15 protein-coding genes are annotated in these 24,751 nt (G+C 53.3%); all 15 read left to right on the top strand.

The genetic code is table 11. The annotated features are described in order from the left end of the window. The first annotated feature begins 35 nt into the window (after positions 1-35). The 15 genes from L6H70_RS11760 (at position 36) to L6H70_RS11690 (ending at position 24,743) form a co-directional block, all read left to right on the top strand. Positions 36-785 carry a BofC C-terminal domain-containing protein gene (locus L6H70_RS11760; protein WP_236332960.1) on the top strand — a complete coding sequence of 250 codons (750 nt, stop codon included), beginning with the start codon at positions 36-38 and terminating at the stop codon, positions 783-785. A gap of 233 nt (positions 786-1,018) precedes the next feature. Further along, positions 1,019-1,936 (top strand): ABC transporter ATP-binding protein, encoded by a 918-nt coding sequence (locus L6H70_RS11755; protein WP_236332958.1) that lies wholly within the window; start codon positions 1,019-1,021, stop codon positions 1,934-1,936. Between the two features lie 2 nt (positions 1,937-1,938). Further along, the gene (locus tag L6H70_RS11750; protein WP_279306745.1) at positions 1,939-3,090 is read left to right on the top strand and encodes an ABC transporter permease; all 1,152 of its coding nucleotides are present in this window, start codon (positions 1,939-1,941) and stop codon (positions 3,088-3,090) included. Between the two features lies 1 nt (position 3,091). Beyond that, positions 3,092-4,198: an ABC transporter permease gene (locus L6H70_RS11745; protein WP_236332954.1), complete on the top strand. Its 1,107-nt coding sequence runs from the start codon at positions 3,092-3,094 to the stop codon at positions 4,196-4,198. 32 nt (positions 4,199-4,230) lie between these two features. Next, a complete protein-coding gene (locus tag L6H70_RS11740; RefSeq protein ID WP_236332953.1) occupies positions 4,231-6,828 on the top strand; it encodes a condensation domain-containing protein in 2,598 nt (865 codons plus the stop codon). Beyond that, positions 6,821-7,990, top strand: a complete 1,170-nt coding sequence (locus tag L6H70_RS11735) for a condensation domain-containing protein (protein ID WP_236332951.1) — start codon at positions 6,821-6,823, stop codon at positions 7,988-7,990. The genes L6H70_RS11740 and L6H70_RS11735 overlap by 8 nt, the downstream gene beginning before the upstream one ends. Before the next feature lie 10 nt (positions 7,991-8,000). Further along, positions 8,001-9,581: a non-ribosomal peptide synthetase gene (locus tag L6H70_RS11730; protein WP_236332949.1), complete on the top strand. Its 1,581-nt coding sequence runs from the start codon at positions 8,001-8,003 to the stop codon at positions 9,579-9,581. Next, the gene (locus tag L6H70_RS11725) at positions 9,565-11,055 is read left to right on the top strand and encodes a condensation domain-containing protein (RefSeq protein WP_236332947.1); all 1,491 of its coding nucleotides are present in this window, start codon (positions 9,565-9,567) and stop codon (positions 11,053-11,055) included. The genes L6H70_RS11730 and L6H70_RS11725 overlap by 17 nt, the downstream gene beginning before the upstream one ends. After that, positions 11,056-12,216, top strand: a complete 1,161-nt coding sequence (locus L6H70_RS11720; RefSeq protein WP_236332945.1) for an ACP S-malonyltransferase — start codon at positions 11,056-11,058, stop codon at positions 12,214-12,216. Positions 12,217-12,258: 42 nt separating this feature from the next. Then, positions 12,259-16,005 (top strand): SDR family NAD(P)-dependent oxidoreductase, encoded by a 3,747-nt coding sequence (locus tag L6H70_RS11715; RefSeq protein ID WP_236332943.1) that lies wholly within the window; start codon positions 12,259-12,261, stop codon positions 16,003-16,005. A 38-nt stretch (positions 16,006-16,043) separates the two neighbouring features. Beyond that, a complete protein-coding gene (locus L6H70_RS11710; protein ID WP_236332941.1) occupies positions 16,044-20,537 on the top strand; it encodes a beta-ketoacyl synthase N-terminal-like domain-containing protein in 4,494 nt (1,497 codons plus the stop codon). Next, positions 20,530-21,765 carry a beta-ketoacyl synthase N-terminal-like domain-containing protein gene (locus L6H70_RS11705; protein ID WP_236332939.1) on the top strand — a complete coding sequence of 412 codons (1,236 nt, stop codon included), beginning with the start codon at positions 20,530-20,532 and terminating at the stop codon, positions 21,763-21,765. Before L6H70_RS11710 ends, L6H70_RS11705 begins: the two co-directional genes overlap by 8 nt. After that, the gene (locus L6H70_RS11700; protein ID WP_236332938.1) at positions 21,762-22,505 is read left to right on the top strand and encodes a thioesterase II family protein; all 744 of its coding nucleotides are present in this window, start codon (positions 21,762-21,764) and stop codon (positions 22,503-22,505) included. Before L6H70_RS11705 ends, L6H70_RS11700 begins: the two co-directional genes overlap by 4 nt. Continuing rightward, on the top strand, positions 22,502-24,109 hold the full coding sequence (locus L6H70_RS11695) for a non-ribosomal peptide synthetase (RefSeq protein ID WP_236332936.1): 1,608 nt from the start codon (positions 22,502-22,504) through the stop codon (positions 24,107-24,109). Before L6H70_RS11700 ends, L6H70_RS11695 begins: the two co-directional genes overlap by 4 nt. Continuing rightward, positions 24,090-24,743 carry a hypothetical protein gene (locus tag L6H70_RS11690; protein WP_236332934.1) on the top strand — a complete coding sequence of 218 codons (654 nt, stop codon included), beginning with the start codon at positions 24,090-24,092 and terminating at the stop codon, positions 24,741-24,743. The genes L6H70_RS11695 and L6H70_RS11690 overlap by 20 nt, the downstream gene beginning before the upstream one ends. Positions 24,744-24,751 lie beyond the last annotated feature (8 nt).

Below are 24,751 nucleotides of genomic sequence, written 5' to 3'. Positions count from 1 at the left end.
ACCAGAATGAAGGGATTACAGTGAACGCTTTTCGCTTGAAAAAACAACTGTGGCGGCGATGGAGACGGTGGAAAAAAGCCCCTTGGGTTGGAGCGGCTTGTATTGCATTAACGGTGCTGGCCTGGCGCGGCATGCAGGTTCCGGAAGAGATCAGCGGATTGCTAAGTACTTCCGAATGGAGGATACCCGCAGCGGCGGGTGAATGGTATAATCCGCTGCAGAACGGGAATCAGGGGGACAGTGTAGCGGCTCTGGCAGCCGTTTATCATACCGGGAATAACAGGGAAGACAGCAGCACCGCAATGGACCGCGCACAACTGCTGGAAGCGGTGAGCCGCGGAGGCATCAGCAGAACAGTTCATCTACAGACCACTTATGTAGCAGGTGAGGAAGTGCAGACACTGCCCGGTGCGAAGAGTCCCGCCCAGCTGAAAGCACTGATTGTGGAGCATCCCGGCTGGAACGGCTGGATCAGCAAGGAAGGCGATCTGTGGCTGGAGCAGCGGGTAAATGACTTATCGCCGATGACTAAAAAGGATGCCTACATCGGGGTGGATGAGCAAGGGAATCTGACTTTGTTCAAAGGGCCTCCGGCAGGTGAAGAAGTGCTCAAAACCTTTTTCCAAATGGACATGGGGTCGATGAAATCCTCACTCCCCGAAGAAATCTGGAAGCAGCTTCACGAAGGCATACGCGTGCAGGATATCGAGGAGTACAACAGCGTGCTCTCGACCTTCAGCGATTATGCCAGGGATTCAGCAGAGCAGGTAATGCAATCGGAATAGGGTAGGCACTAAACGGTTATGCGCCTTGATAGGCGGCATGGCCGTTTTTTTGTGCGCAAAATCATGCAGTTATTATCTTAAATCCGCCTGTTATGACATAAAAGTATATCCTTTTGCACCGATGCTACACTGTGAATGTAGGAAACAGGCCTCGCAATGAATTCCTAAGAGAATTCGTTCGGAGGATTTCACAGGAGCAGAAGCTCACAACATTTTTAGGAGGTACATCAGCAATGCGGACAATTTTTTCAGGCGAGGCTATAGATTTCAGCTACAACAAAAAGGAACCCGTTCTGGACGGGTTAACGATCTCTATCACAGACAAACAAATTTATGGACTGCTAGGCCCTAACGGAGCCGGGAAGTCAACCTTGACCAAGGTGATGCTGGGGCTGGAGAACCCGCAGAAGGGTAAATTGCAGTGGTTCAACGAGTACCCGAACCAGAGCACGAAAAGCCGGGTGGGATATGTACCGCAGGATCTGGCGCTGATCTACGATCTGTCGGCGTATGAGAATGTGGAATTCTTCGGCAAGCTCTATAACCTGAAGGGGGAACGGCTGAAAAATCAGGTCCGCTACGCACTCGAATTCGTCGGGCTGTGGGATGAGCGTAAGCAGAAGCCTAAGAAATTCTCGGGCGGGATGAAGCGGCGGCTGAACATCGCATGCGGCATTGTGCATAATCCGGATGTCATCATTCTGGATGAGCCGACCGTAGGGGTTGATCCCCAGTCGCGCAACCGGATCCTGGATGCCATTCTTGAGCTGAACCAGCTTGGCACAACCATCGTCTACATCTCGCACTACATGGAGGAGGTAGAGAAAATCTGCTCTCATGTCGGCATTATCGACAAAGGCACGCTGCTCTGTGAAGGCAAGCTGAGTGATGTTCTGGAGGCAAACACCGATCAGGCAATCCTTAAGCTTGAGTTCCAGCAAAAGGGAGCGGCTTATGCCGAGCGGCTGGCCGAATACACGGTGATCGCAACCGACGAGAACACGGTCGAGCTCTCTGTCCCGAAGAATAACGTCAGCATTCTCAGTGAAATTAAAGCAAGATTCGGTGATGAGGTCAAAAGCTTTCAATACATCTCGCCGAATCTGGAACAGGTTTTCTTCAAATTAACCAAGAAGAATTTGAGGGATTAGCCATGTGGACCATTTATCTGACAAGCATGAAACGGAAAATAAAAAGTCCGGTCGTATTCGTCAACTACATTCTGTTGCCGCTGCTGCTGATTGTAATCCTCGGCAATGCCTTATCCACCATGTTTCATTCTGAGCCGGAGGAGACAGCGGGAGCCATCAACATCACTCAGACCCGTACGGTTGTGGTCAATGAGGACAAGGGACAGCTCGGTAAGGATATTGTGTCCTTCCTGACAGGCAAGGAGAACCAGGAGCTGTACAAGGTAACTGTCGCGGAGAACGCGGAGGAGGCCCGGAAGTCTCTGGAGGCTGATGAATATGACCAATATATTTATCTGCCGGCCGGTTTAACGGAAGGGGTTAATGCCAAGCAGGAGAGCGCAGTAACCATCTACGGCAAGGATCAGAACATCGATAAGGTGGACATCACAGCCTTGACCCTCTCCGCCTTCGGGGACGGCTATCAGGCAATGGATGTGTCCGGACAGAACAACCAGCCTATCGTGTATCAGCATGTTTACAGCAATCTGCTGACAGCAGGAAATACGTCCGAGAAGCAGAGTGATGCGGGCAATATGTCAGGGCTGAGCTATTACGGAGTGACGATGCTGGTGCTGATTCTCTTTTACGGCCTGGCTAACACAATGAATTTTATTCAGGAGGAGTACAATGAGGCACTTGGCGACCGCTATCTCATTTCTCCGCTTTCCAAAATGTCACTGGTAGTCAGCCAATGGCTGACCGGATGCTCGATCTCCATTATTCAGGGGCTGATCATCGTCTTCTGTGCCAAGCTGTTCTTCAATGTATCCTATGGCGCAAGCAATCTGGTGGTCCTGTTAATCATCATCGTGGGAGCGGTTTTCTTCAATGCGCTGGGGTTGTTTCTCGGAGTGCTTGGACGCCGCATGAAGGCGCTGGACGGTATTGTCTCGCTGCTGATTCCTGTTATGACGTTTATCGGAGGCGGATTCATCAAGCTTGATTTCGGCTCACTCAGCAAGCTCAGTATCAACGAGGTGTTTCAGCAGCCGTTGTTCGATTATATCCAGCAGGGTGTAATTCATCTGATGCCTGTCTATAATGCGCTGGCGTTGTCCTTAGGCTTTGTGATTATCTCCATCTTCTCATTGACACGGAAAGGAGTCAGATAAGATGAGAATCTTTGAACTCTATTTAAAACGGATCGTGAAAAGAAGGCTGACGCTTATTTTCATGGTGCTGCTGCCGGTCCTCTTTACCTTTATGGTAGTCACGCAATATAACGATGCCACCAAAGTTACCTTAGCCCTGTATGCACCGGATGCGGCGGTTGACTCTTATGTCTCTGCCATGCTGGAAAAGCAGGATGTGACCCTGATTCATGTGAAGGACGCAGACAGTGCCATTAAGAGCAGTGCCAATCTTGGAATTGTCTTCTCCCAGACGGCCGATGAATTATATGCCAGCCCGGATGGAATGAAGATTGAGAGCTATGCCAAAGAAACCAATTTCAATTCAAAATCACTCGAAGTGAAGCTGAACAGTGTCTTCTCTTCCCTGCAGACGCTGGCCAAAAATGCCCCGGATGCAGAAGCTTTCAAGCAGAATATGAAGCTTATGGAGGATTCCCCGGCACCGATCAAGGTGGAGCCGAGTATTCTCGGCAATCCGCACGCAGTGGTCCTGACGAGTACGTTCAACATGATTGTCTTCATCATGCTGTTCCTGACAATGACCAATACGCTGCTGTTCCTTGGCGATAAGGTTCATTCGACCACAGAACGGGTCCTGCTGACGGCAAAAAATAAGCTCAGCTATTATCTCCAGACTGTCTCCGTATTCGCAGCAATCGGTGTCGTCCAGTTCCTGCTGATGATTGCGCTCATGAGCGGAGCTTTCGGAATTGACCTGGAGCTGTCTGCCTCCCATCTGCTGCTGCTGGTCCTGGCTTACGGCCTGCTGAATGTGATCGCTGCAGGGATTGGCCTGCTGCTGGTCAGCCGTACCACCAAGCAATCCACCGGCCGCCTGCTGGTAACGGTAGTCTCCCTGCCTCTGGCGATGCTCGGAGGAACACTCTGGCCCAGCTCCATTATGCCCGAAGGGATGCAGCGCTTCGCCAGAATTCTGCCTACCCGGTGGATCACGGAGCTGAATACAGAATTGTTCAGCGGGTTCTCGGGAAGCAGCGGCGCCGTAACCACCCATTTCATCAGCCTGCTGGGCTGTGCGGCAGTGATCTTCCTGCTGCTTACCCGGGTAAAGACTCAGGATATTTAGAGCAGCTTCCGTGAAAGGAGGAGGGGACCATTATGATAGTGGAGCCAGATAACGGCACACGGTACTATGAGCTTACACCCCTGCAGCAGAAAATTCTTTATGCAGAGAAGCATAACAAGGATTACGGAATTTATTTCTCGGTTCACTATGACAAGCGGTGGAGCAGGGCAGATCTGGAGCAGGCCGTTCAGCGGGTGATGAATGAAGCCGAGGCCTTTAGCGGCAGGATCGTCAGACAGGAAGGGCAGTACCTCTTTGCTGTGGACCGCGGCTTCAAGGATTATAGAAGCGGGACTTCGCTCCGCGGCCAAAGAATCTCCATCTTTGAAGGGCAGCAGTTAGCCGCCTTTTACCTGAGAGAGGATGAGCGCTGCATTGAATTTCTGATGCATCATCTGATTATGGACGGAGACTCCCTTTATCTGTTCCTGGATTGTCTGGAACGGGAGCTGCTGACCAAGGATTCTCCGGTGTTTCAGGAGGGAAGTTATTTCCGGGAGGCCGCAGGCCAGGGGAAGGCGCTACCTGTAGCCGACGGATACACGGACAAGATCAGGCAGTTCCTCCGAACGGATAAGGATTGCCGCCCCTATGCCGAACCGGTGTATGGCCGGGACCGGCTCTCTGCCGATGCATTTAAGGCAGCTGCCGCATTATCCGGCAAACTGAAAGTCACCCGCTTCGGCGTGATTCTGCTGGCTCTGGCCCTGCTGTCGCCGCAGCGGAAGAACCTCGTCGGCGTGGTGGTGTCCCGCCGGGATCACCGCCAGCAGGCCGGTGTTATCGGGAACTTTACGGACATTGCTCCAGTGCTCCTGCAAATTGACGAAAGCTTAAGTTACGCCGGCAATGCGCAGAGCATTTTCAAGGAATTGTTTCATGCGATCAGCGGATCCGCCGCACTATCCTACGAGGAATACATGGAGCTGCTCGGGTACCGCGGGTATGATTACGTCTTATCCTATACAAAGATGCCGGATCTGGACCGGAAATCGGCGGTGTTCTCCCAGCTCGCACTGGGCGAATATCTCCACAAGTACAATAACCACCTGCAGTTCAATGAATACGAGACGCAGCTGGATTATGAGGTGTGTTATGAACAGCCTTTCATGCAGCACCTGTGTGAAGGTCTGGAAGAAATGCTGCTGGTGCTGGATCAGCTGGATCTGTCCCAGCCGGCTGGTAAGGCGCAGATCACACCGCTGGTGATTATGGAGACTGCTGCGGCAACCGAGTGGAGTGCTGAGCCCAAAAGGAGCAGCCACTGGTTCCCTGATGTGGATGAGGATGAGAACCTGTTCAACTCCTCCATCTCTTCCATGGATATTGCCAGGATGATCACAGATATTTATGAGCATCTTGGTGTCCAGCTCAGCTATCAGGATATTTATGCATCGGGAACACTCCGGGAGCTGAAGCAGCTGATTCTCGGCAAGGTTGGCACTGCGGTTCCGCTGCACATGGGTGGACGGGAACCGGATGAATATGTATGTCCGAACTTTATGAAGGTGCTGTTCATTGACAGCTTCCGGTTTACAGATTCGAATATGTACGATGTGAAATATGCGTACCGGATTTCGGAGCAGGGTACAGCAGAATTAATTGCCCTCCAGGCGGTAATCGAGCATGTCATTGCATGCAACGATGTATTCTTCACCGAATATTCCTATGCTGGCGGTGAGGTGTCGGGAAAGGTTAAAGCCGACCGGCATGTTGAAATCGAGCAACTCACAGTGGCTGATCTGGAACAGCTGAACACTATTAGCAGCGGATTCCGCCTGCAGGGCGGTGCAAGGCTGTGGGACATCCGGCTGCTCACGGTGCTCTCCACGCAAGAGACCTACCTGTATCTTAATATGCATCACATACTGATCGATCAGGTAGGGCTTGCCGTGCTACTTCGCCAGATCGAGGACAGCTTCAATGGCCGGCCTGTAGATTATGTCCAGTACGCGCAAATTGCCGGAAGCTATGAAGCGGCAATCGGCGATGCCGTACAGGGCTGGCAACCGCTCCTCCGTTACAACGCCTATCCAAGCCAGGGCAAGCCGATGCTGACCAAGGGAAGCTATCATGTTCATGAGTTTGCTTTTCAAGTGGAAAAGGCCCCCTATTCCGAGACGGAACACAGATTGCTTACATACATAACAAACCGTTTGGCGCTGGCTTTCAATCATACACAAGGTTATGTAGGTGCGGTATACCACGGCAGGGTGATACCAGGCGCGACGAAAGTCATCCATTCCTTTGCCAGGGTGCTGCCAGTCTTCTTCAACGTGGCAGACGAGGAAGTCCTCCGGGAGAGCCTGGCTACGGCACACCGGTATCAGGCGGCATCGATTTACGATTTGAACAGCGCCGGATTTACCCTTGAATTCCCTTCAATCGTGTTTCAGACGCTGGTTGCAGGCAGCAGCGAAGGTACATTATTTGACCGGACGCTGGAGTTCGCAGGGATGTCCAAGTTCCAGATTCTGATGAACCTGGAGCTGTCCGCCGCAGAATGCCGGTTAAGCCTGTATATCGATGATCAGATTTATAATCCGGCGGAAGAGGCACAGATTGTCCGTGATGTGCACGCCGCAGTACAAGAGCTGACTGGGAAGGCAGGTGAAGCGGAGCATGCTTGATTATGCACCCTTGGCTGACCGCCAGGAAGCCTGGGAGGAGAGCAGTGAGCTGACCTCCATTCAGCGGAAAATGTTCATCTGCAACAAGCTGCCGATCTACCGTCTGCCGCTGCTATACCCGCTGGAACCCGGAATCAGCTATGCAGCTGTGAAGGAAGCCTTATATGCGGCGTTCAAGGCGCACAAGACGCTGCAGGTGAAATATACGTATGAGCCGCAGCTGCGGAAATTTTATCAGCGTTATACTCCGCTGCAGGCGGAAGAGTTTATTGTGGAGTCTGTCAGGATCAATGAACCGCCTGACGATTATATCCGGAGCCTGCTGGCAGGCATTGATCTGAGCGCGGATTATCCATGGCGTCTGGCCTTTCTGGAATGGCGGGATGAGCGGTATCTCTGGGTAGAGTTTCACCATATCGTGATTGACGGGCTGGGGATCCGCCGGTTTGAACAGGATTTTACCGGCAGGCTGCTGGAAGGGCAGGAGGTTCCGCCGCAGGCTTCGCTTCCATTGTCCAGCTACCGCAGAATCTGCGAACTGCAGCGGGATAACTTCAGCGCACCGGAAGCATCGGGCAGACTGCTGAAGCTGCCTGAGCTGCAGGACAAGCCGGTCCCAGGTGTCGGAAGGCTTACGGTTCCGCTGGATAATAACCGGCAGGAGGCCGTTCAGCGGCTGGCCAAGCAGCTGAACGTAACCAAAAACGCCGTTTTTCAAGGCGTGCTGGAGGAAGTGCTGAGCCGCTGCTGCAGCGGAGATACCTATGGCACCATTGGCAACTGGCGCATGAGCCTGGGGAATTTCACGGAGGCAGGCTGTTACGTACGGCTGATGCCGAAGCGGATGCAAGCAACCGGGACAACGGAGGACAGGATCAGAACGATCCACCGGGATAATCTTCAGACGCTGATGAACCGCAGCAATGAGCTGCCGGGAATGACCGAATATCCGGTGATGTACTCTTATGAAGAGGATATGTTCAGGCATTTCCGGTATATCCCGGCGGACAGGATGTGCAAGTTCCAGCTCTACATCCGGGTGTATTGTTACCGCCAGGAGAATGGGATTGAAGCAGAATACAGCAAGGCTAAATATACGGAAGAACAGATTTCTGCAATCATCAGCGAATTCGGCACCAGGCTTGATCATTTAGCAGAATAGGGGGCTCAATATGAATTTATCAGAAATATTTAACAAAAAATTTAATATATACCAGAGTAAAGAGGCGATTCTGGACGATACCCGCACCCTTACCTATCAGCAGCTGGACGAGCTAACCCGCGGGATTGCCGCCGGTCTGCGCAGGCAGGGGGTCGGTGAAGGGGATGTGGTCGCCATCGAATGCGTCAGCAGAATCGAAGCTATTACGCTCATGATCGGCACCATCCGGGCGGGAGCCGCATATTGTGTCATCCCTGAAGCTTATCCGGATTACCGCAAGGAGAAGATGAAGGCGCTGGTTCAGGCCAAGCTTAGTGTGCATCAGGTAGACTGGGCAGACGGCGGCAATGCAGACGAGCTTCCGGAAGCGGTAAGAAACCCGGACAGCCTGCTATACATTATCTTCACCTCAGGCTCAACGGGAGAGCCGAAGGCAGTAGCCATTGAAGATCACTCCATCGGCAAAATTGTGAATGAACCCAGCTTCTACAGCGGCAATATAATGGGCCAGCTGGCTCCGCTGGAATTCGATGCCTCGGTGTATGAGATTTTTGGCGGGCTGCTGAACGGTATGACGCTGAAGCTGATCAGTAAAGATGACAGCCTGGATTGCGACAATGTACCTGAAAGGTTCAGCGGTATCGACACCCTGTTTCTGACTACACGGCTGTTCAATCTGTATGTCGATGAGGCCCCGGAGCTGTTCAGGAAGGTGTCGCTGGTTCTCACCGGCGGTGAGCGTTGCTCGGTGCATCATCTGCAGGAAGCGGCCCGGCACTGCACCGTACTGCATGTATACGGACCTACGGAGACGACCGTTTTTGCCACCTTCCACAAAGTCACGGGTGCTGAACAAGATATGCCGATCGGCAGACTGTTTGACCAGGGAACGTTCATGATTGCGGACGACAATAACCTTCAGGTGCCGCAAGGGCAGCAAGGAGAGCTTCTGATTGCGGATTCCGGTGTGATGCGCGGCTATCTCGGAGATGAGGAGGCCAGCCGCAGCGTCCTGCTTCAGCAGGATGGAGAACGCTTTTACCGTACCGGTGATGCCGTGTACCTAAATGATGCTGGTGAGATTGTCTACGTCGAACGTAAGGACAGGCAGGTCAAAATCTCCGGCTACCGCATTGAGCTGGGGGAAGTGGAGAAATGTGCCTATGACTTCGGCCTGCAAAAGGATTGTCTGGCGCATTATGACGGTAAACGGCTGACGCTCTACGTGAAGGATCAGGTCAATCTGGAGCAGCTGCGGGGCCATCTCAGAAGCCGGCTGCCTGAATATATGGTTCCTACAGTAAAGGTGGTGGATATTATTCCTATGAATACGAACGGCAAGACGGACATCCAGGAGATCATAAGTGGCAATTGTAAGGCCAATGATAGCCGGAATGAAATTATGAAGGTGATGACGAGTGTGCTGAGCAGCGAATTAACCGCAGAGCAGACGTTCCTGGATGTGGGCGGGGATTCCATCAAGGCGATGGAAATCATCTGGCAGCTGGGAAGCAAGGGGTATCAGCTGGATCTCGACACGCTGTTCAGCAGAACTATAGGAGAGATCGCGGACAATGTCAGCAATGGTTAGCAGTACTGAGAAGAGGATCGTAAGCAGCTGCCTGCTTAGTCCGACGGCCTATAATATTCCGCTGTTTGTGAGGTTCGCCGAAGGGCTCAACATTCCCAGAATGTATAATCTGCTGACCCGCTATATGGAGGATTTCGAGCTGTTCCGGACCTCATATGAAATACACTCGGAGATTCATAAAAGAACCCGGAATGAACCGCCGACGATTGAGGTTAGAACCTTTGAGCATCTGGACAAGGATCGTCTCATCAGCGAGCATTTGATTACGATCAGAGACCGTGCGCTGGTACGATTCGTGATCTGCAGGGTTCTGGATGAGCCCGGTGATTATCTGTTTATCAATGCCCACCATGTTCTTCTCGACGGATTCAGTATGAATCTGTTTCTGCAGGAGCTTACCCAGGCCTATCTGTCCGGGGAACCGGCCGTCTCGCAGCTGTATCCGCCGCTGCTGGAGGAGGCTCCGCAGGGAAGCCTGCAGGTAGAAGGCAGCGGGGGCCCGACCCTCAGCTTCGGGAAGTATGCCCCGTTCAAGAGCAAACTGCTGGGCAGACAGAACAGTGAAATTCATTACCTGAACGAGCGCTTCAGACTGGACGGCAGCCCGGCCAAACGCCATTCGGATTTCGCGGTGGCACTGACCGCCTTCTCGCTCAGTCTGGCCCACTTTCTGCATAGCGGCACCGTATATCTGGCCTATCCCTACCTGGGCAGAGACCCCCGGAATTACAAGGCGCTCGGCAATTTCGTCCAGCTGATTCCGTTTGGAATAGAGCTGGAGGAAGAGCTCGGGACAGAGACGGATCAGCTCATTGCCGGCATTCAGAGCCGGATTTTCGCAAGCTTCGCCGGACGTGATTATTACGATGAGCTGATCCGCACGGAGGGGATGAGCAGCATGAATATTTTCAGAGATATTATTTTTGATTATAAATCCGGCAGCCTGATCGCCAAAACCTTAAATGAGGCCCACGGCATTCAGCTGGAGGAGGCCCACGGCTACCGCGACGAGAAATATGGTCTCCATTTCTCCGTATACAAGACGGGAGATGACTGGGAGATCAGCATCATCTCCAGCGAATACGGACTTACGGATCTGCAGGCACTGCTGGATCTGTTCCACTCCATTCTTCAGAAGCTGTATGCGAATGCCGGCGGCGGATTACGGGTTGACGATTTAGTATCGCTCACTGCGAAGGAAGAGGAGCATGGCGGTGAATCTGCCCCGGAAACACCGGGCGGAAGGATTTACGACGAGGTCGCCGGAATCGTATCCACCCTGCTGGGGGAGGCGGGAGTGCAGGCAAATGTAAGCTTTTTCGATCTCGGCATGGACTCGCTCCTGCTGGTGAAGTTCAAGAAAAGAATCAGGGAATCCTTCAATATCAATCTCAAAATCTCGGATTTCTTCAACTATCATACGGCGGAACTGCTGGCCGGAAAAATTATGGACCATCTAAAGGAGGCTAAATAAATGAATATTGCATTACTGTTGCCCGGACAGGGAACAAGGTTTACGGAACAGGTAAAAGAGCTCTGGCTGGAATCCCCGGAAGCCCGCGGCCTTATTGAAACGGCAGAACGGCAGCTGGGCTATCCGGTTTCGGAATGGCTGACCTCCGATCTGAGCAAAGACACACATAAAGCGCAGCTCGCCACTTATGTCGGCTCCATGTGCATGTATCAGTTATACAAACAGCAGATTGGATTGTATCCCAGCTATGTGCTTGGCCACAGTCTGGGAGAGCTTACCGCGCTGACCATTGCCGGGGCTGTGAGCTACGAAGAAGGGCTGCAGCTGGTGGATATCCGCGGGAAGGCAATGAAAGCGGCGATCGAGCAGCAGGAGAGCCTCGGAATGATGGCGGTATTCGCCGCACCTGAGCAGGTCGAGGCGCTGGCAGCCGGCTGGGATGAAGTCTATGCGGCCAATCTGAACTCAGAGCTGCAGACTGTAATTTCCGGTACCAGGCAGGCCATTCAGGAATTCGTCAAACACCACCAGCTCGAAGGCGTGATGCTCGGCGTGAACGGAGCCTTCCATACTCCTTATATGAAGGAAGCGGCAGAACAGGTCTATGAGCAGCTTGACGGGCTGTCCTTCAGCACCAGACTACAGACACAGGTGATCAGCAATAAGAGCGCAGAGCTGTATGATTTCACAAATATCCGTGGAGAAATTGCCGCACAAATGGTCAGTCCGGTCCGCTGGAAGCCGTCGGTGGATTATGCGCTCAGCAAGGGCGTGCAGCTCTTCGTAGATCTGTCGCCAAACGGGATGTTCGTCAAGATGTTCAAATCCCTGGACGGGGTATTTGCCTTCCATAGTGAAGAGACCATCAGCCTGCTGCGTACAGAGCTGAAGGATGATATTGAAGTCAACCGGCATTATGATGTGTTCTCCCGAGCGCTCGGCATTATTGTCTCCACCAAAAATAACGGCACGGATGCCGAAGCCTATGACAATATCGTCATGAGCGGCTATAACCGCATCAAGTCGCAAATCGGCAAGGAGGCTTCGCCGGAGGATATCAGGCAGACACTGTCTCTGCTGGAATTGATCCTGAGCACCAAAGAGGTTCCGGCTGACGAAATTGCCGAATATTGCAACCGTCTAGCCTGGAAGATCGGATAACAACGGTGAATGTAGCATTGAAGAAGAGGGAGGTGAGGGAGCTTGAGTAAGGAGGATATTGCCATTATAGGTCTGGATCTGTCCATGCCAGGCTGCCGGGATCAGGAAGAAGTCTGGCGCTTTTTAAGCGGCAAACAGGTATCGAAGGGGAAGTTCCCTGCGCAGCGGCTGAACCGGAGCGGGCTGTCTGAGGATGAAGAACTTTACATGGAAGGCTCCTATTTTACAGCCATCGATGAATTTGATCATAAATTTTATCATATTGCCCGGAAAAGTGCGGAGTATATGGATCCCAACCAGCGGCTGACCTTGCTCTCCGCAACACGGGCGCTGAATGACAGCGGTTATCTGGAAGACATCCGGGGTACACGGACAGGCGTCTACGGCAGCGTGAATACCACACAGCAATACCAGTATCAGCTGCAGCTGCAGGCGCTAGGTTTGACCCCGGACCTGCTGGGTATGCTGAATTCGACCATCGCCAGCCGGATCAATTATATATTTGATCTGAAAGGGCCGGCGGTCATGACGGATACAGCCTGCTCCTCCTCACTGGTATCCGTGATTCAGGCCTTGAACGAGCTGCGCCGCGGAGATATTGATTATGCAGTAGTTGTCAGCTCCAACCTGTATATTAAGCCCGGAGAGAAGGCTGATAAGCTGGTAGATATTCTGGCAGCCGATGCCACGACCAAAGCCTTTGATGAGCGGAGCACCGGCACCTCCATCGGAGAAGGGGTAGGCGCTGTCATACTCAAAAGACGTGAGGATGCCGAGCGTGACGGCGACGCTATCTATGGCCTGATTAAAGGCTATGCCGTGAATAATGACGGGCATACCGTCAACATGTCCTCCCCGAACCCGCTGGCCCAGGAGAGTCTGATTGAAGAAGCATGGAGCCCCTTGGCAGACCGACTGGACCGGCTGGCCTTCATCGAAGCCCACGGAACAGGCACGGCGATTGGGGACAGCATCGAATTCGAAAGCCTGAATCCCTTTTTCCTGGAGCATGGCGTGAGCAGGCAATCGGTTGCTCTTACGGCCTGCAAATCGAATTTCGGCCATTTGGATGTGGCCTCCGGATTATTTTCACTGATTAAATCCGTGATGAGCCTGCAGCGCAGTGTCCTGCTGCCGCATCCCGATTTCAGAATTCCCAATGGAGAAATTGAGTTCGAACATTCGGTATTCTATGTCCCGGACAAAAGCAGTCCGCTCCCTCCGCGTTCATTGGCCGGGGTCAGCTCTTTCGGCATGACAGGGACGAATGCCCATGTCATCCTGGAAGGCTACGAAGGCAATAGAGTAGGCAAGGGGAACGCATTGGAACTGCAGCTGCAGCCCTATTGGTTCCCGCTGGACAGAAACTCCTTCTCGGTCAGCAATCCCCTTCAACGGCTGGATACGGAGCATACGCTGATCGTTCAATTTCCGCTGAGTCTGCAGCAGTGCTGGGAGATCAGGGAGCACACCTTTGGCGGCAGTCATCTAATGGTAGGCACTGCAATTTTCGAAATCCTTACCCAGGGCCTGCGCTCTACCGCCTATGAACTGGCACAGTTCAATATCCGGAATCTGCATATTCTGGCCCCTCTCTCGGTACGTCAGGAGCCATTTACGATCACCCTTATCCTGGATAAAATAACCCTTCGCGGTACGGTTTCTTATTCTATTACAGGAGAACACCGGAACTGGCTTCAGTTCGAGCTGGTGCACAAGTGCGAAGGCGGGCTTGCCGCTATGGAGCTGGACCAGGATACGGAGCTGCAGGAAATTGCCGTCACCAGCCAGGTGGGAGATGGCGGGGGCAGCGGTCTGCAGGTCTCCGGCAGATGGGCTACAGTGGACAAGCTCTGGGTGAGCAGTGACCAAGGCCGCGCCTTGGTGAAGCTGAAGGCACCTGCCGGATATGAGCGGGAATTTGGATTGTACAGCTTCTATCCGTCCCTGTTGGACCCGGCGTTCAATGCCCTGAACCGGATCGCGGAGCCGAATGATATTCTGTTCCCTTGGCTCTGGAGTGAAATTGATTTCGGCAGCGGCGAGCTTTCCGGAAGTGACTTCTATTCAGATCTGAGGATACGGGAGAAAACCTCGGATAACATCGGAAATATTATATTATCTTTGGACATTAATTTGTACGACGGTTTAGGCAGAGCGGTTCTTACGGTTAGAAACTACAAGGTCAAAAATGCGCTGACGACCGGCGGGGAGCCCCGCGGGGATTACTTCAAGCAGGAGCATTATATCGAAACGGTATTCAAGGAGCGGGAAGAGCCGCAGACGCCGCTGCTGATTATGCATCAGTCCTGGCAGGGAGTATTGCAGCCTGAGGAGCCGGTTCATTACTTCGGGGAAATTTCTGAACTGCAGCTGCTGCTGCCGGCTGCGGAAGCAGCCCAGAGCATTTTTATGTGGGATAAGCCCTACAGGGACGAGTCCTCCGTAGCAGAAGAGACCTATGATCTCGGGTGCTGGCTTGTGGAGCTTAACCGCGGGAACCGTCTGAAGCAGTTTCATTACATCAGCACCGGGCTGTTCGGCCGGGATGAAATGAACGCCTTGAGCCGCAGTGTCGCTATGGGGATCTACGCTCTCCGCTTGGAGCTGAATTTCAAGATCAGACTGATCGACAGCCCCCTTGGCCAAGAATCCATGGAGCTCAGCCGCTATACCTATCATGACGAGGATTTGATTGTGCATAGAGCCGGTGCTTTCCGGACGCTCCGCTTCAAGAGCCTTAAGCTGAAGGCAGACGAACCCGGCAAGCTGGCCGGCCGGACACTCCTGATCATCGGCGGAGCTTCAGGCATCGGAAGAGAATACGCCAAGTATGTGGCTGCCGCCTATCCTGACACACGCATTATTGCCGCTGGACGCAGCCCGGAATGGAAGGGTGAATCTCACCCTGCTAATCTAAGCTATCTCGCTTTCGATGTTAGCGATGAGCATCAGGTGCAGGCTTTGGCCGCGGGGGAAGGACAGCATGTGGATTATGTGCTCAATTTTGCCGGAGAACCGGCAAGAGGACTGTTCGCCAATAAGTCCAAAGCGGAGTTCTGCGGGCGGACACGCAGCAAAATCAACGGCTCCTTCCTCCTCGGCAAATACTTCCCCCATGCCCGGGAGATCATCCACTTTGCTTCCGTCGCCGGTCTGATCGGTGCCATGGGGCAGACGGAATATTGCGCGGCGAACGCGTACCAGTCCGGGCTGGCAGTGGACGGCGGCAATATCCGGACCCTGAATCTGACCGGTTGGGAGGATGTCGGCATGTCAGCCGGCAAGGCGGATTACTACTTTGAGAAGCTGCATAGCGGGGATGGCGTGAAGCTGATCGATCTGTTCGTCCATTCGGGAGTTCGTCAAGCTTCCATGCTGAAGCTGAAGACTGCAGCCGAGGACTACTCCTCGCTGTTCGGCAGAGCGGAGCAGGTCTCCGGTATCCGCAGCCCGCAGCCGCAAGCCACTCTGTCAGCCGCCACATCCACAGCCGTGCAAGGTGTCACCGAAGCCTGGAAGCGGACGCTGGGCGAGGATTGCTACGACCCGCAGCTCAGTTTTTTTGAGCAGGGGGGAGACTCCATAACAATCGTGCAGCTATGTGATGAACTTAACCGTACTTTCCCGGGAAGCTTTGATGTGACCACCCTGTTCTCCATTCCGACCATCAACGGGCAGGCAGAGCTCATGGAACAGGCCATACATGTGCCGGTGCAGCAGATGATGTCTGAAGCTGCACCGGATGCCGCCGACCTGCTGGATTTCTTGAGATTCCAGAAGGCATAAGCGATAGAAGTCCAAAAACATTGAAAGAGGCGAACGCAATGAGAGCAGGCGAATATATATTTGATCAGGTCAAAAAAGGAAATTTGGATTCGGCGGCCGGCAAGGCCCTGCTGGAGGAGATTATTCCCGATGATATCGCGATCGTGGGCATCTCCTGCGAATACAGCAATGTGAAGGATACCTTTGAGTTCTATCAGGCGGTCAAGCACGGGATGAGGGGCTTTAAGGAGTTCCCGGAGAACCGGATTCAGTACATTCCGAAGGATCATGACTATCTGCAGAAGGGTGCTGACCACCTGAAGACGACCCCGGAGGAGTTCCTGCAGCGGCTCTGCCGGGAGAAGGGCGCTTACCTAGAGGATATTGATACCTTTGATCCGGAGTTCTTCGGTATTTCCCCGGAGGAGGCCAAATATATTGACCCGACCCACCGTCTAGTGATGAAGCATTCCTACCTGGCACTTGAAGATGCGGGAATCAAGCTGAACGCCATCAAGGACAGCAAAACAGCGATTTATATCGGGAAGGACAAGTCCATTACCGCTAATTACCGCTCAGAGATCGAGGAGGATTCAAACTATGTAAACTCCGGCTGCTGGGAGGGCATACTGGCCAGCCGCCTCAATTATATCTACAACATGTCGGGCGGCTCCTTTGTCATTGATACCGCCTGCTCTTCCTCGCTGGTGGCTGCCCATCTGGCGGTGAAGACGCTGCGTGACAAGGAAATTGATACAGCGATTGTCGGCGGTATCGCGCTTGGCCTGTTCCCCCGCCAGGGTAGTGTGCTGGACCAGTACAGCAATGTAGAGACCTCCCGTTCATTCCTGAAGGTGTTCGATGCGGAGTCGCAGGGGACGATCTTCGGCGAAGGGGTGGGGATTGTCATCCTCAAGCGGCTGAAGAATGCAATCGAAGACAACGACAATATCTATTCCATTATCCGGGGAAGCATGATCAACAGCGACGGCAAATCGAACGGGCTGACCGCTCCCAATCCGCATGCCCAGAAAGACCTGCTGCTGGAGACTTATGAACGCAGCTCCATCTCTCCCGAAACTGTAGAATACATTGATGCCCATGGCACCGGCACCAAGCTGGGCGACCCGATTGAAGTCAGAGGACTTACTGACGCCTACAAGCAGCATGCGGACAAAAAGGGCTTCTGCGCCCTTACCAGCCTTAAGGAGAATATCGGGCACACCGTAGGTGCAGCCGGTGTAGGCGGACTGATCAAGATGTCGCTGGCCTTGCGGAACCAGGAGATTTTCCCCAACCAGTCCTTTGAATCACCCAATGAGTATATCAAGTTTGTCGACAGCCCTTTCTATATCCCCACAAAAGTCCGGAAATGGGAAAGAGGCAAATATCCCCGCCGCGGAGGGATCAGCTCTTTCGGATTCAGCGGAACCAATGCCCATATTGTACTGGAGGAATATGAGACACGCCGCGAGCCGGTGAAGTCATCAGCACCTTATCCCTTCGTTTTCTCAGCCCAAACCGCAGAGCAGCTGATTGCAGTCCTGAATAAATTCGTGCGCCAGGCAGGCAGACTGGAAGCCTTCAGCCTGCACAACATCTCCTATACGCTGATTCACAAACGGAATCATTTTAAGAATGGTATCGGGTTCGAAGCAACATCCTTCGCAGAATTCACCGGCAAGCTGCGTGCAGCCATTGGTGTTCTGGCCAGCGGACAGCCTGCGGAAGGAATCGTTCAAGGCGAAATTCAGGAGATAACCGGTGATATGAGGAAGCTGATGCAGCACCGGCTCAAAACCGGCTACGACCAGTACATGACAGGCGAACTGATCCAGTTATATCTGGAAGGTTATGACCTGGCACTGGAAATGTATCCTTATCAGGATGCAGTTACGCTCTCCTTGCCGACTTATGAATTCAAACGGCAGGTGCTGTGGGCCAATGTTAAAAAGCACAACACCTACGAGAATTCCGGGCCCAGCCTGCCCGTGCAATCCACACTGATCCGCAAACAGACGCTGAAAACTGCGCATTCCGATGTCTACACCGTTCAGCTGTCACCGGATGACTGGTTTGTCGACGATCACCGGATCGGCGGCCAGCGGACCTTCTCCGGAACCACCTATACACAGCTCGCCGCTGAGCTGGCTGCCCTATATTTCGGAACCCCGGCGTTCCAGCTGGAGAAGCTCTATTTCAAAAATCTGATTCAGCTGGAGGAGAAACGCAGAGAGTTCCAGATCCACGTCGGCAAGAGTTCCGCTAAGCAGCTGGAGATCGAAGTCTTCTCCTACGAAAATCAGGACATGAACAACTATGTGACGCATGCCTCCTTTACCATCAGACAGGCGGAGCTTGAGGCTGCGCAGCAGGCTGTAGACGTGAACAGCATGTTCGAACAGCAGCTGCTAACCGCGGACTTCGGCTCCGAAGAGAATAACTTCTTTAAAGGCCGCTGGGATTTCGCCAAGCAGAATTTCCGCCTGGCCCGTCCAGCCGCCTCCGAGATCCTGCTGTCCCTGACGCTTCATGAGCAATTTGCCGGTGACTTGCAGAAATTCTACCTGCATCCTTCCCTGCTTGACGGCATTCTTGGCGCGATGGTGTATGAGCGTGCCCAAGCCCGCGGCAAAAGCTACCTTCCGCTGTCCTACGGTAAATTCACCTTTACCGGCAAAGCGTTCACCGGCCGGATATATTCCAGGACAGAGCTGCTCTACGACCCGGCCGGAGATCATGATGTCATTACGGCCAATATCTCCGTCTACAACGAGCTTGGCGAGTCCATAGCTTACCTGGACAAATACGTTATGAAGGCTTTTGCCAACGCCTATTTCAAGCCTTACCTGCATGAAGTGACCTGGATGCCTTCGGCTTACCGTGTACCGGAGACAGCGGCTTCTGCAGCTGCCGGGAAGACCGTTCTGGTCGTCGGCAACGGGCAGGCGCTTGAGCTTGCCGCCGCTGAACAGCGTGAAGGTGTAGACCTGCAGGATTACAGAACGCTCAAAGCCTTCAAGCCTGCAGAGAAATACGATTTCGTGATCTATGCTCCCTGGTTTGGGGAGTCCCTGCCGGATACCAGCGTCACCCAGCAGGAAATGCTGCATTACTTTGACTTTGCCAAGCAGGCCAATTCGCTGGTCAAGCGCAAGGGCAAAGTGCTGATCCTGGCTGATAACGGCTTCGCTCTGGATACGGCTGACACCACGCTTAATCCGCTGAACTATTCCCTGCTGAGCTCAGGAAGAATTCTGGGCCTGGAGAATACCGGCTTCAAGACGCAAATGCTGAACCTGGCGGAATTCGATCTTGGAAAGATCCTCAGTATCGCGGAGATAGAAGAGCTGGATGGCAAGAAAATGCTGGTTGATCATAACCAGTTGTATGAGGAAGCGCTGGTCGAGGCGAAGACCCCGGCGGATGCAAACCTTCAGCTGAATGAAGAAGACTGTGTGATTGTAACCGGAGGCTACGGCGGCATCGGGATGGAATACATCGATGTTCTGCTGGAACGCCAGCCGAAGCTGCACATTGCCATCCTTGGACGCAAGGATTCCTATTCCGCCTTGCAGGCCAAGTCATCGCTGACAGCCGAAGAAAGCAGCAGGCTGAACCGGATGAACCAGGTGCTGGGCAAAGGCGCTAACGTGTCCTTCCACAGCTGCGATGTATCAGACGAAGAACAGGTCAAGCAGGTTGTAGGCAGCCTGGCCGGAGCAGGAAGCATAGCAGGGGTTGTTCATCTGGCAGGGGTTCCGGAAGAGGGCATGCTCTTCACGAAGTCTGAACAGGAATTCTTAAATATTGTAGCTCCAAAAGTAACAGGGACCCTGCTGCTGCGCAAATATCTGCAAGGCCAGCCATTGAAGTTCTTCCTTGCCAGCTCCTCCATGACCACGATTGCCGGATCGGCAGGCCAATTCTCGTACACCTTCGCTAATGCCTTCCTTGAAGGCTTCTGGGATGAAGCGGCAACCACAGTATTGTGGCCGGGCTGGAAAGATACCGGTATGGCGCTGCAATTCGGCGATCTGGCCGCAGCAGACGAGCATTTATTGATGAAGTCACTCTCTTCGCCGGTCGGAAGGGAATATATCAGACTCTCGCTGGATAAGAAGCTCGGCAGGGTTATCGCCGGTGAGTTCAACAAAGCCAAGACGGCGGAATTCTTAGCCGAATATATCCGCCTGCCGCAGCAGTATGCAGGCAGCAGCGCCGCAGCTGCAGCTCCGGATGCTATGGCGGAGGAGGCTGCCAAGATTCAGATTAAGGAGTACTCCGCCTTAACGATTACAGGCTGCGACAGCCAGGATGAAGTAGAGAAGTTCGTCACGGTTGTGTTTGCTTCGGTGCTGGACCGCAATGACATTGATGTGAATAAGAGCTTCACAGATTTGGGCGGCGATTCGCTCAAGGCCTTCGGCATCTATGGTCCGGTGGCAGAACAGTTCAAGATTGATATGGAAGTGGCGGATGTGTTCATCTACCCGACCATCACGCAGCTCAGCCAATACGTCAGAGATCTGCTGGAGGAAGCCAATGAATGAACGCCGAGTAGTTATCGTTGATGCAATCTATGATTACCCGGGCCGGGAATCGGACAGTGCGGAAGAACTGATGCGCCGAAAGAATGCGACCTGGCAGAGCCGTGTGCATGAGCTTGAACGAACCTATAATCAGGAGCCGGGTGAGGCCGCCTCCTTCGACGGGGTGTTCTATCCCTCCGTAGAGGAGCACTTCATGCTGGAGCATATCTCCGGGCCGGACAGCAGATTCCTGCTGTCCAGCGAACGGATCACACTCTCCCTGCTGCAGACGCTTGCGGACCGGAATGTGCTGGGTCCAAAGAACAATCTGCTTGTCTCGGTAGGAACCGCCCAGACAGACAGCCTCTCCAAATTCGCATTAATGCGAGTGGAGGGCGAGGCATTTCGAGATGCGGTGAAGCTTATTGATCCGCTTGGCTATCTTAAGCTGCTCCAGTTGGGCCGTCCTCCTGCCGTTGAGCTCATCAGTGAAGCCTCTACTTCGGGGATCAGCTCGATGTACAGCGCCTATACCAAAATCCGAAAAGGGGAGTTCGACATCGCCCTTACCGGCGGATCAAGCGCGGTTACCTTTCCGGTCCCGTATGAGCTGTCCCAGTTCGGAATAGGCGCTGAACGCTACACCGAACCTTTTGAGGACGGGGCCTCAGGCCGGTACTTCTCGGAAGGCGGGGCTGCCTTCCTGCTGAAGGAGCGGGAGCTCGCGCTTAGTGACGGCGATACCATTCTTGCAGAAATTAAGGATATCACTGCCGGAACGATGGGCAACCCCGTTGTCAACCGCACCGCAATCAAGAAGTTGGTAAGCCGCTCCCTGGAGAATGCCGGAGTTGATCCGGAAGCAGATGTTTTTCTGGAGCTGTACGGCCGGGGCAATGAGATCGATGACACGGCAGAATTCTCCTGCCTGAAGACGCTCCAGAAATCCTACAGGAACCTCAAAGGCGGATTCCTGAAGGAGGGAGTCCATTATATCGTAGGCTACTATGGCTTGACCGGCGCCTGCCGCTTGCTGGATTCGCAGCGCATGCAGACTTTACTGCAGGGCCGGGAAGTCGTCCGCCCGAATGCTTTTATCGGCAGAATCAGCGCAGAGCAGTGGAGTATCAGTCCTGGAGACTACAGGCTGTACTCGGCCGTATCGTATTCGATGCACGGCAACTGCTACAATCTGCTGCTGCAGCTGGATGCAGAGAGCGTGAACTCCCGGGGAGGTGCCGGCCAGTGAAGCTGATTCTCCTGCCTTACGCCGGTGCCCATGTCAATGTATTCGCGGAACTGCAGAAGCAGCTTCACGCCAGTTGCCCGGAGCTTGCTGTCCAGTCCCTGGAATATCCCGGTCACGGCAGAAGGTTCTCCGAGAAGCCCTCCAGCTCGATCCGGGACATCACTGCAGATCTGTTCTCCCTGCTGAAGAAATCTCTGGACCCGCAGGAAGAACTGATTCTGCTGGGCTACAGCATGGGTTCCCTGATTGCTTATGAACTGGCGCATGCCTTACTAGAGTCCGGGTACCCGGTAATCAAGCTGCTGTTCATGGCGGCCACCCCGCCCCACCGGATTGAAGCGGTGGATGAAGAGGAGCCGGACGATGATACGCTGCTGGAACGCTGCCGCATCTATGGCCTGATCAAGGAAGGGCAGTTTGCCTCCCAGCAGATGCGCCAGCTGTTTCTGCCGGCTCTCCGCAGTGATATTACAGCGGTTAACCGTTACAACCTGGATAATCAGTACCGCTGCCGCAGATTCGATCCCGCTATCCAGATTGCTGTGTTTCAGGGGCTTGAGGATCACTCCGTCACCGCCATGCAGGACTGGAGCGACCTGTCGGAACGGGAGATTCCGTATCATACCTACCCGGGCGGGCATTTCTTTTACTACGAATTCCAGCAGCAGGTATATCACCATATCATCGGTTTCATCACATCCGGCCAGACAAGCCCATTCAAAGGAGGAAGCGGACAATGAACAATATTCTCGGCATTTTAGGGGAGAACATGCGGAAATATAGGGACAAGGTGGCGATTGCGGAGAGCAGCCGCTCCATCACCTATGGAGACTTAAACGCGTTGTCTAATATCTATCTGCAGCAGCTGCAGGTGAAGGGCGTTCAGGCTCATGATGTGGTAGCGATCGAGCTGGAGCGCAGCATTGAGGCGATTGCCGCTATGGTGGCGGTATTGAAGGCGGGAGCCGCTTATACCGTGATCAACAAGGACTATCCGGAAGGCCGCAAGCAGTCCATGCGCGAAACGATCCAGGTTAAAGCTACAATTAATGAAGTGTTGCAGCCGGTTCCCGGTCTGAGAGAGGTATGGGACTTTCCCGCACGTACTCCGGAGCAGCTCTGCTACATTGTCTTCACCTCAGGCACAACCTCCACGCCCAAAGCGGTCGGCATTCCGGACCGCGGTGTCCTCCGCCTGCTGGGGGATGAGCGCCTGGGCCTTGCCCCGGACAAGATCATTTCCCATATCAGTCCGCTGGAATTCGACGCATCGATTATTGAGATCTGGGGCGGACTGCTGTCCGGTATGACCATTTCCTTATTATCGAAGACGGAGATTCTGAATATCTATCATGTGGAAAAACGGATCAGCCAGGGCATTGACGTGATGTGGATTACCTGCTCCCTGTTCAACTTCTGGGTGGACAAGAAGCCGGAAATGTTCAAGAGTCTCTCCCGTGTAATTGTCGGCGGAGAGCAGCTCAGCTTATCCCATGTCAATGAAGTGCTTAAGCATACCACTGTAGTAAACGGCTATGGCCCCACAGAGAACACCGTGTTTACTACCCTGGATGTCATGGAGCAGGGAAGTGTAATGCAGGAGATTGCCATCGGTACAGCGATTCATGGAACGTTGACTCATATTGTGGATGAGCAAGGGCAGAGCGCCGCAGAAGGGGAGCTTTATGCCAGCGGACTCGGGGTCGCGCTTGGTTATCTCGGCAATTCGGAGAAGACGAAGGAAGCTTTTATCCAGTGGCAGGGCCAGGAGGTTTATAAGACAGGCGATCTCGTCCGGGTGAATGCGGAGGGCAAAATTGTCTATCTCGGCCGCAAGGATACCCAGGTCAAAATCAACGGATACCGGATAGATCTGCAGGAGATCGAATATACCGTCCGTGCCCAGGGGATTCAGAACTGCCATGCTTTTGTCCGGGACAAAAAAATCTATCTGGCGGTCACGACCCGTTCCGAGAACATCGCCCAGGTGCTGAAGCAGCTGCTGCCGATCTACATGATTCCGTCCAAGATCGTCTATGTCCATGAAATTCCGCTGACCGCGAACGGGAAGACGGACACCAAGACCTTATACGAGAACCATTTCCTCAGCAAAAATAAAAAGCTCTCGCTGATCCTGCAGCAGTATTTGCCCGGTGCGGCCTTAAATGAGCAGACCAACATTTTTGAGCAGGGCGTGGATTCCGTCACCGTCTGGGAGATTGCCCGGGAGATTAACCAGCAGTTTAATGCAGATATCAGCTTCTTCGACGTCTTTGAACACCCGTCCATTGAACAACTATCCAATATGCTGGGAGAGGAACATTATGCAGCGAACTATCTATGATTTTCTATACCGAAAATACGGCTTTAATCTCCAGGGCGGCAACACCGCCTTTCGCAGAAAGTTTACAGCGGGAATGAAGACCTATTGGGGACTCAAGCTGCTGGTGGTCGGGATCTATTTCTTCTTGTTCCTGCGCTTTGTGGGTGAGGACCAATTCATTCCGGATGACACGTATTGGTTCGTTCTGAGTGTAGCGGCCGTGCTGGTTCTGATTAGTCTTTCTTATTTGAATGTTTTTGGCGCCTGGTACGCCATCGCCCTCAGCAGACACCGCAAATGGATTGATTCACTGCTGATCATTTCAGGTCTTCTGCTCTGCATCCGTTTTCCGGTGTACACCTTCGGGGAGGCGATGCCAAATGTCGGCGAGCTGCGGGAAACGCTGATTCTGCCGGGAATTCTGATGCTGATGCTCGGGCTGTACCGCAAGATCCACTACCGGAGTTCGGGCGTTGTCCCGCTGAGCGCACTGGCAAGTCTGCTGATTACCGCAGGCATCCTGCTCAAATATCCGGTCCATTCCATTACACAGAGCATCTACTTAAGCTTTATACTGCTGATCAATGCCGGATTTGTTGCGGACCTGCTCTTGTTTCATTATTGGCACCGCAAATCTAAGGCCGGCGAACGATAAGGGGATGA

It is taken from the genome of Paenibacillus auburnensis, assembly GCF_927798115.1.
GTDB classification, from domain to species: Bacteria; Bacillota; Bacilli; order Paenibacillales; family Paenibacillaceae; genus Paenibacillus_AQ; species Paenibacillus_AQ auburnensis.
Note: the sequence above shows the minus strand (reverse complement) of the source record. Positions and strands in the feature narration are given on the sequence as shown.

What these genes read in the sequence shown, in the direction of transcription:
- L6H70_RS11705 (WP_236332939.1), top strand. Translation starts at nt 20,530, where the DNA reads ATGAATGAACGCCGAGTAGTTATCGTTGATGCAATCTATGATTACCCG.
- L6H70_RS11735 (WP_236332951.1), top strand. Translation starts at nt 6,821, where the DNA reads ATGCTTGATTATGCACCCTTGGCTGACCGCCAGGAAGCCTGGGAGGAG.
- L6H70_RS11720 (WP_236332945.1), top strand. Translation starts at nt 11,056, where the DNA reads ATGAATATTGCATTACTGTTGCCCGGACAGGGAACAAGGTTTACGGAA.
- L6H70_RS11725 (WP_236332947.1), top strand. Translation starts at nt 9,565, where the DNA reads ATGTCAGCAATGGTTAGCAGTACTGAGAAGAGGATCGTAAGCAGCTGC.
- L6H70_RS11755 (WP_236332958.1), top strand. Translation starts at nt 1,019, where the DNA reads ATGCGGACAATTTTTTCAGGCGAGGCTATAGATTTCAGCTACAACAAA.
- L6H70_RS11745 (WP_236332954.1), top strand. Translation starts at nt 3,092, where the DNA reads ATGAGAATCTTTGAACTCTATTTAAAACGGATCGTGAAAAGAAGGCTG.
- L6H70_RS11740 (WP_236332953.1), top strand. Translation starts at nt 4,231, where the DNA reads ATGATAGTGGAGCCAGATAACGGCACACGGTACTATGAGCTTACACCC.
- L6H70_RS11750 (WP_279306745.1), top strand. Translation starts at nt 1,939, where the DNA reads ATGTGGACCATTTATCTGACAAGCATGAAACGGAAAATAAAAAGTCCG.
- L6H70_RS11695 (WP_236332936.1), top strand. Translation starts at nt 22,502, where the DNA reads ATGAACAATATTCTCGGCATTTTAGGGGAGAACATGCGGAAATATAGG.
- L6H70_RS11710 (WP_236332941.1), top strand. Translation starts at nt 16,044, where the DNA reads ATGAGAGCAGGCGAATATATATTTGATCAGGTCAAAAAAGGAAATTTG.
- L6H70_RS11730 (WP_236332949.1), top strand. Translation starts at nt 8,001, where the DNA reads ATGAATTTATCAGAAATATTTAACAAAAAATTTAATATATACCAGAGT.
- L6H70_RS11690 (WP_236332934.1), top strand. Translation starts at nt 24,090, where the DNA reads ATGCAGCGAACTATCTATGATTTTCTATACCGAAAATACGGCTTTAAT.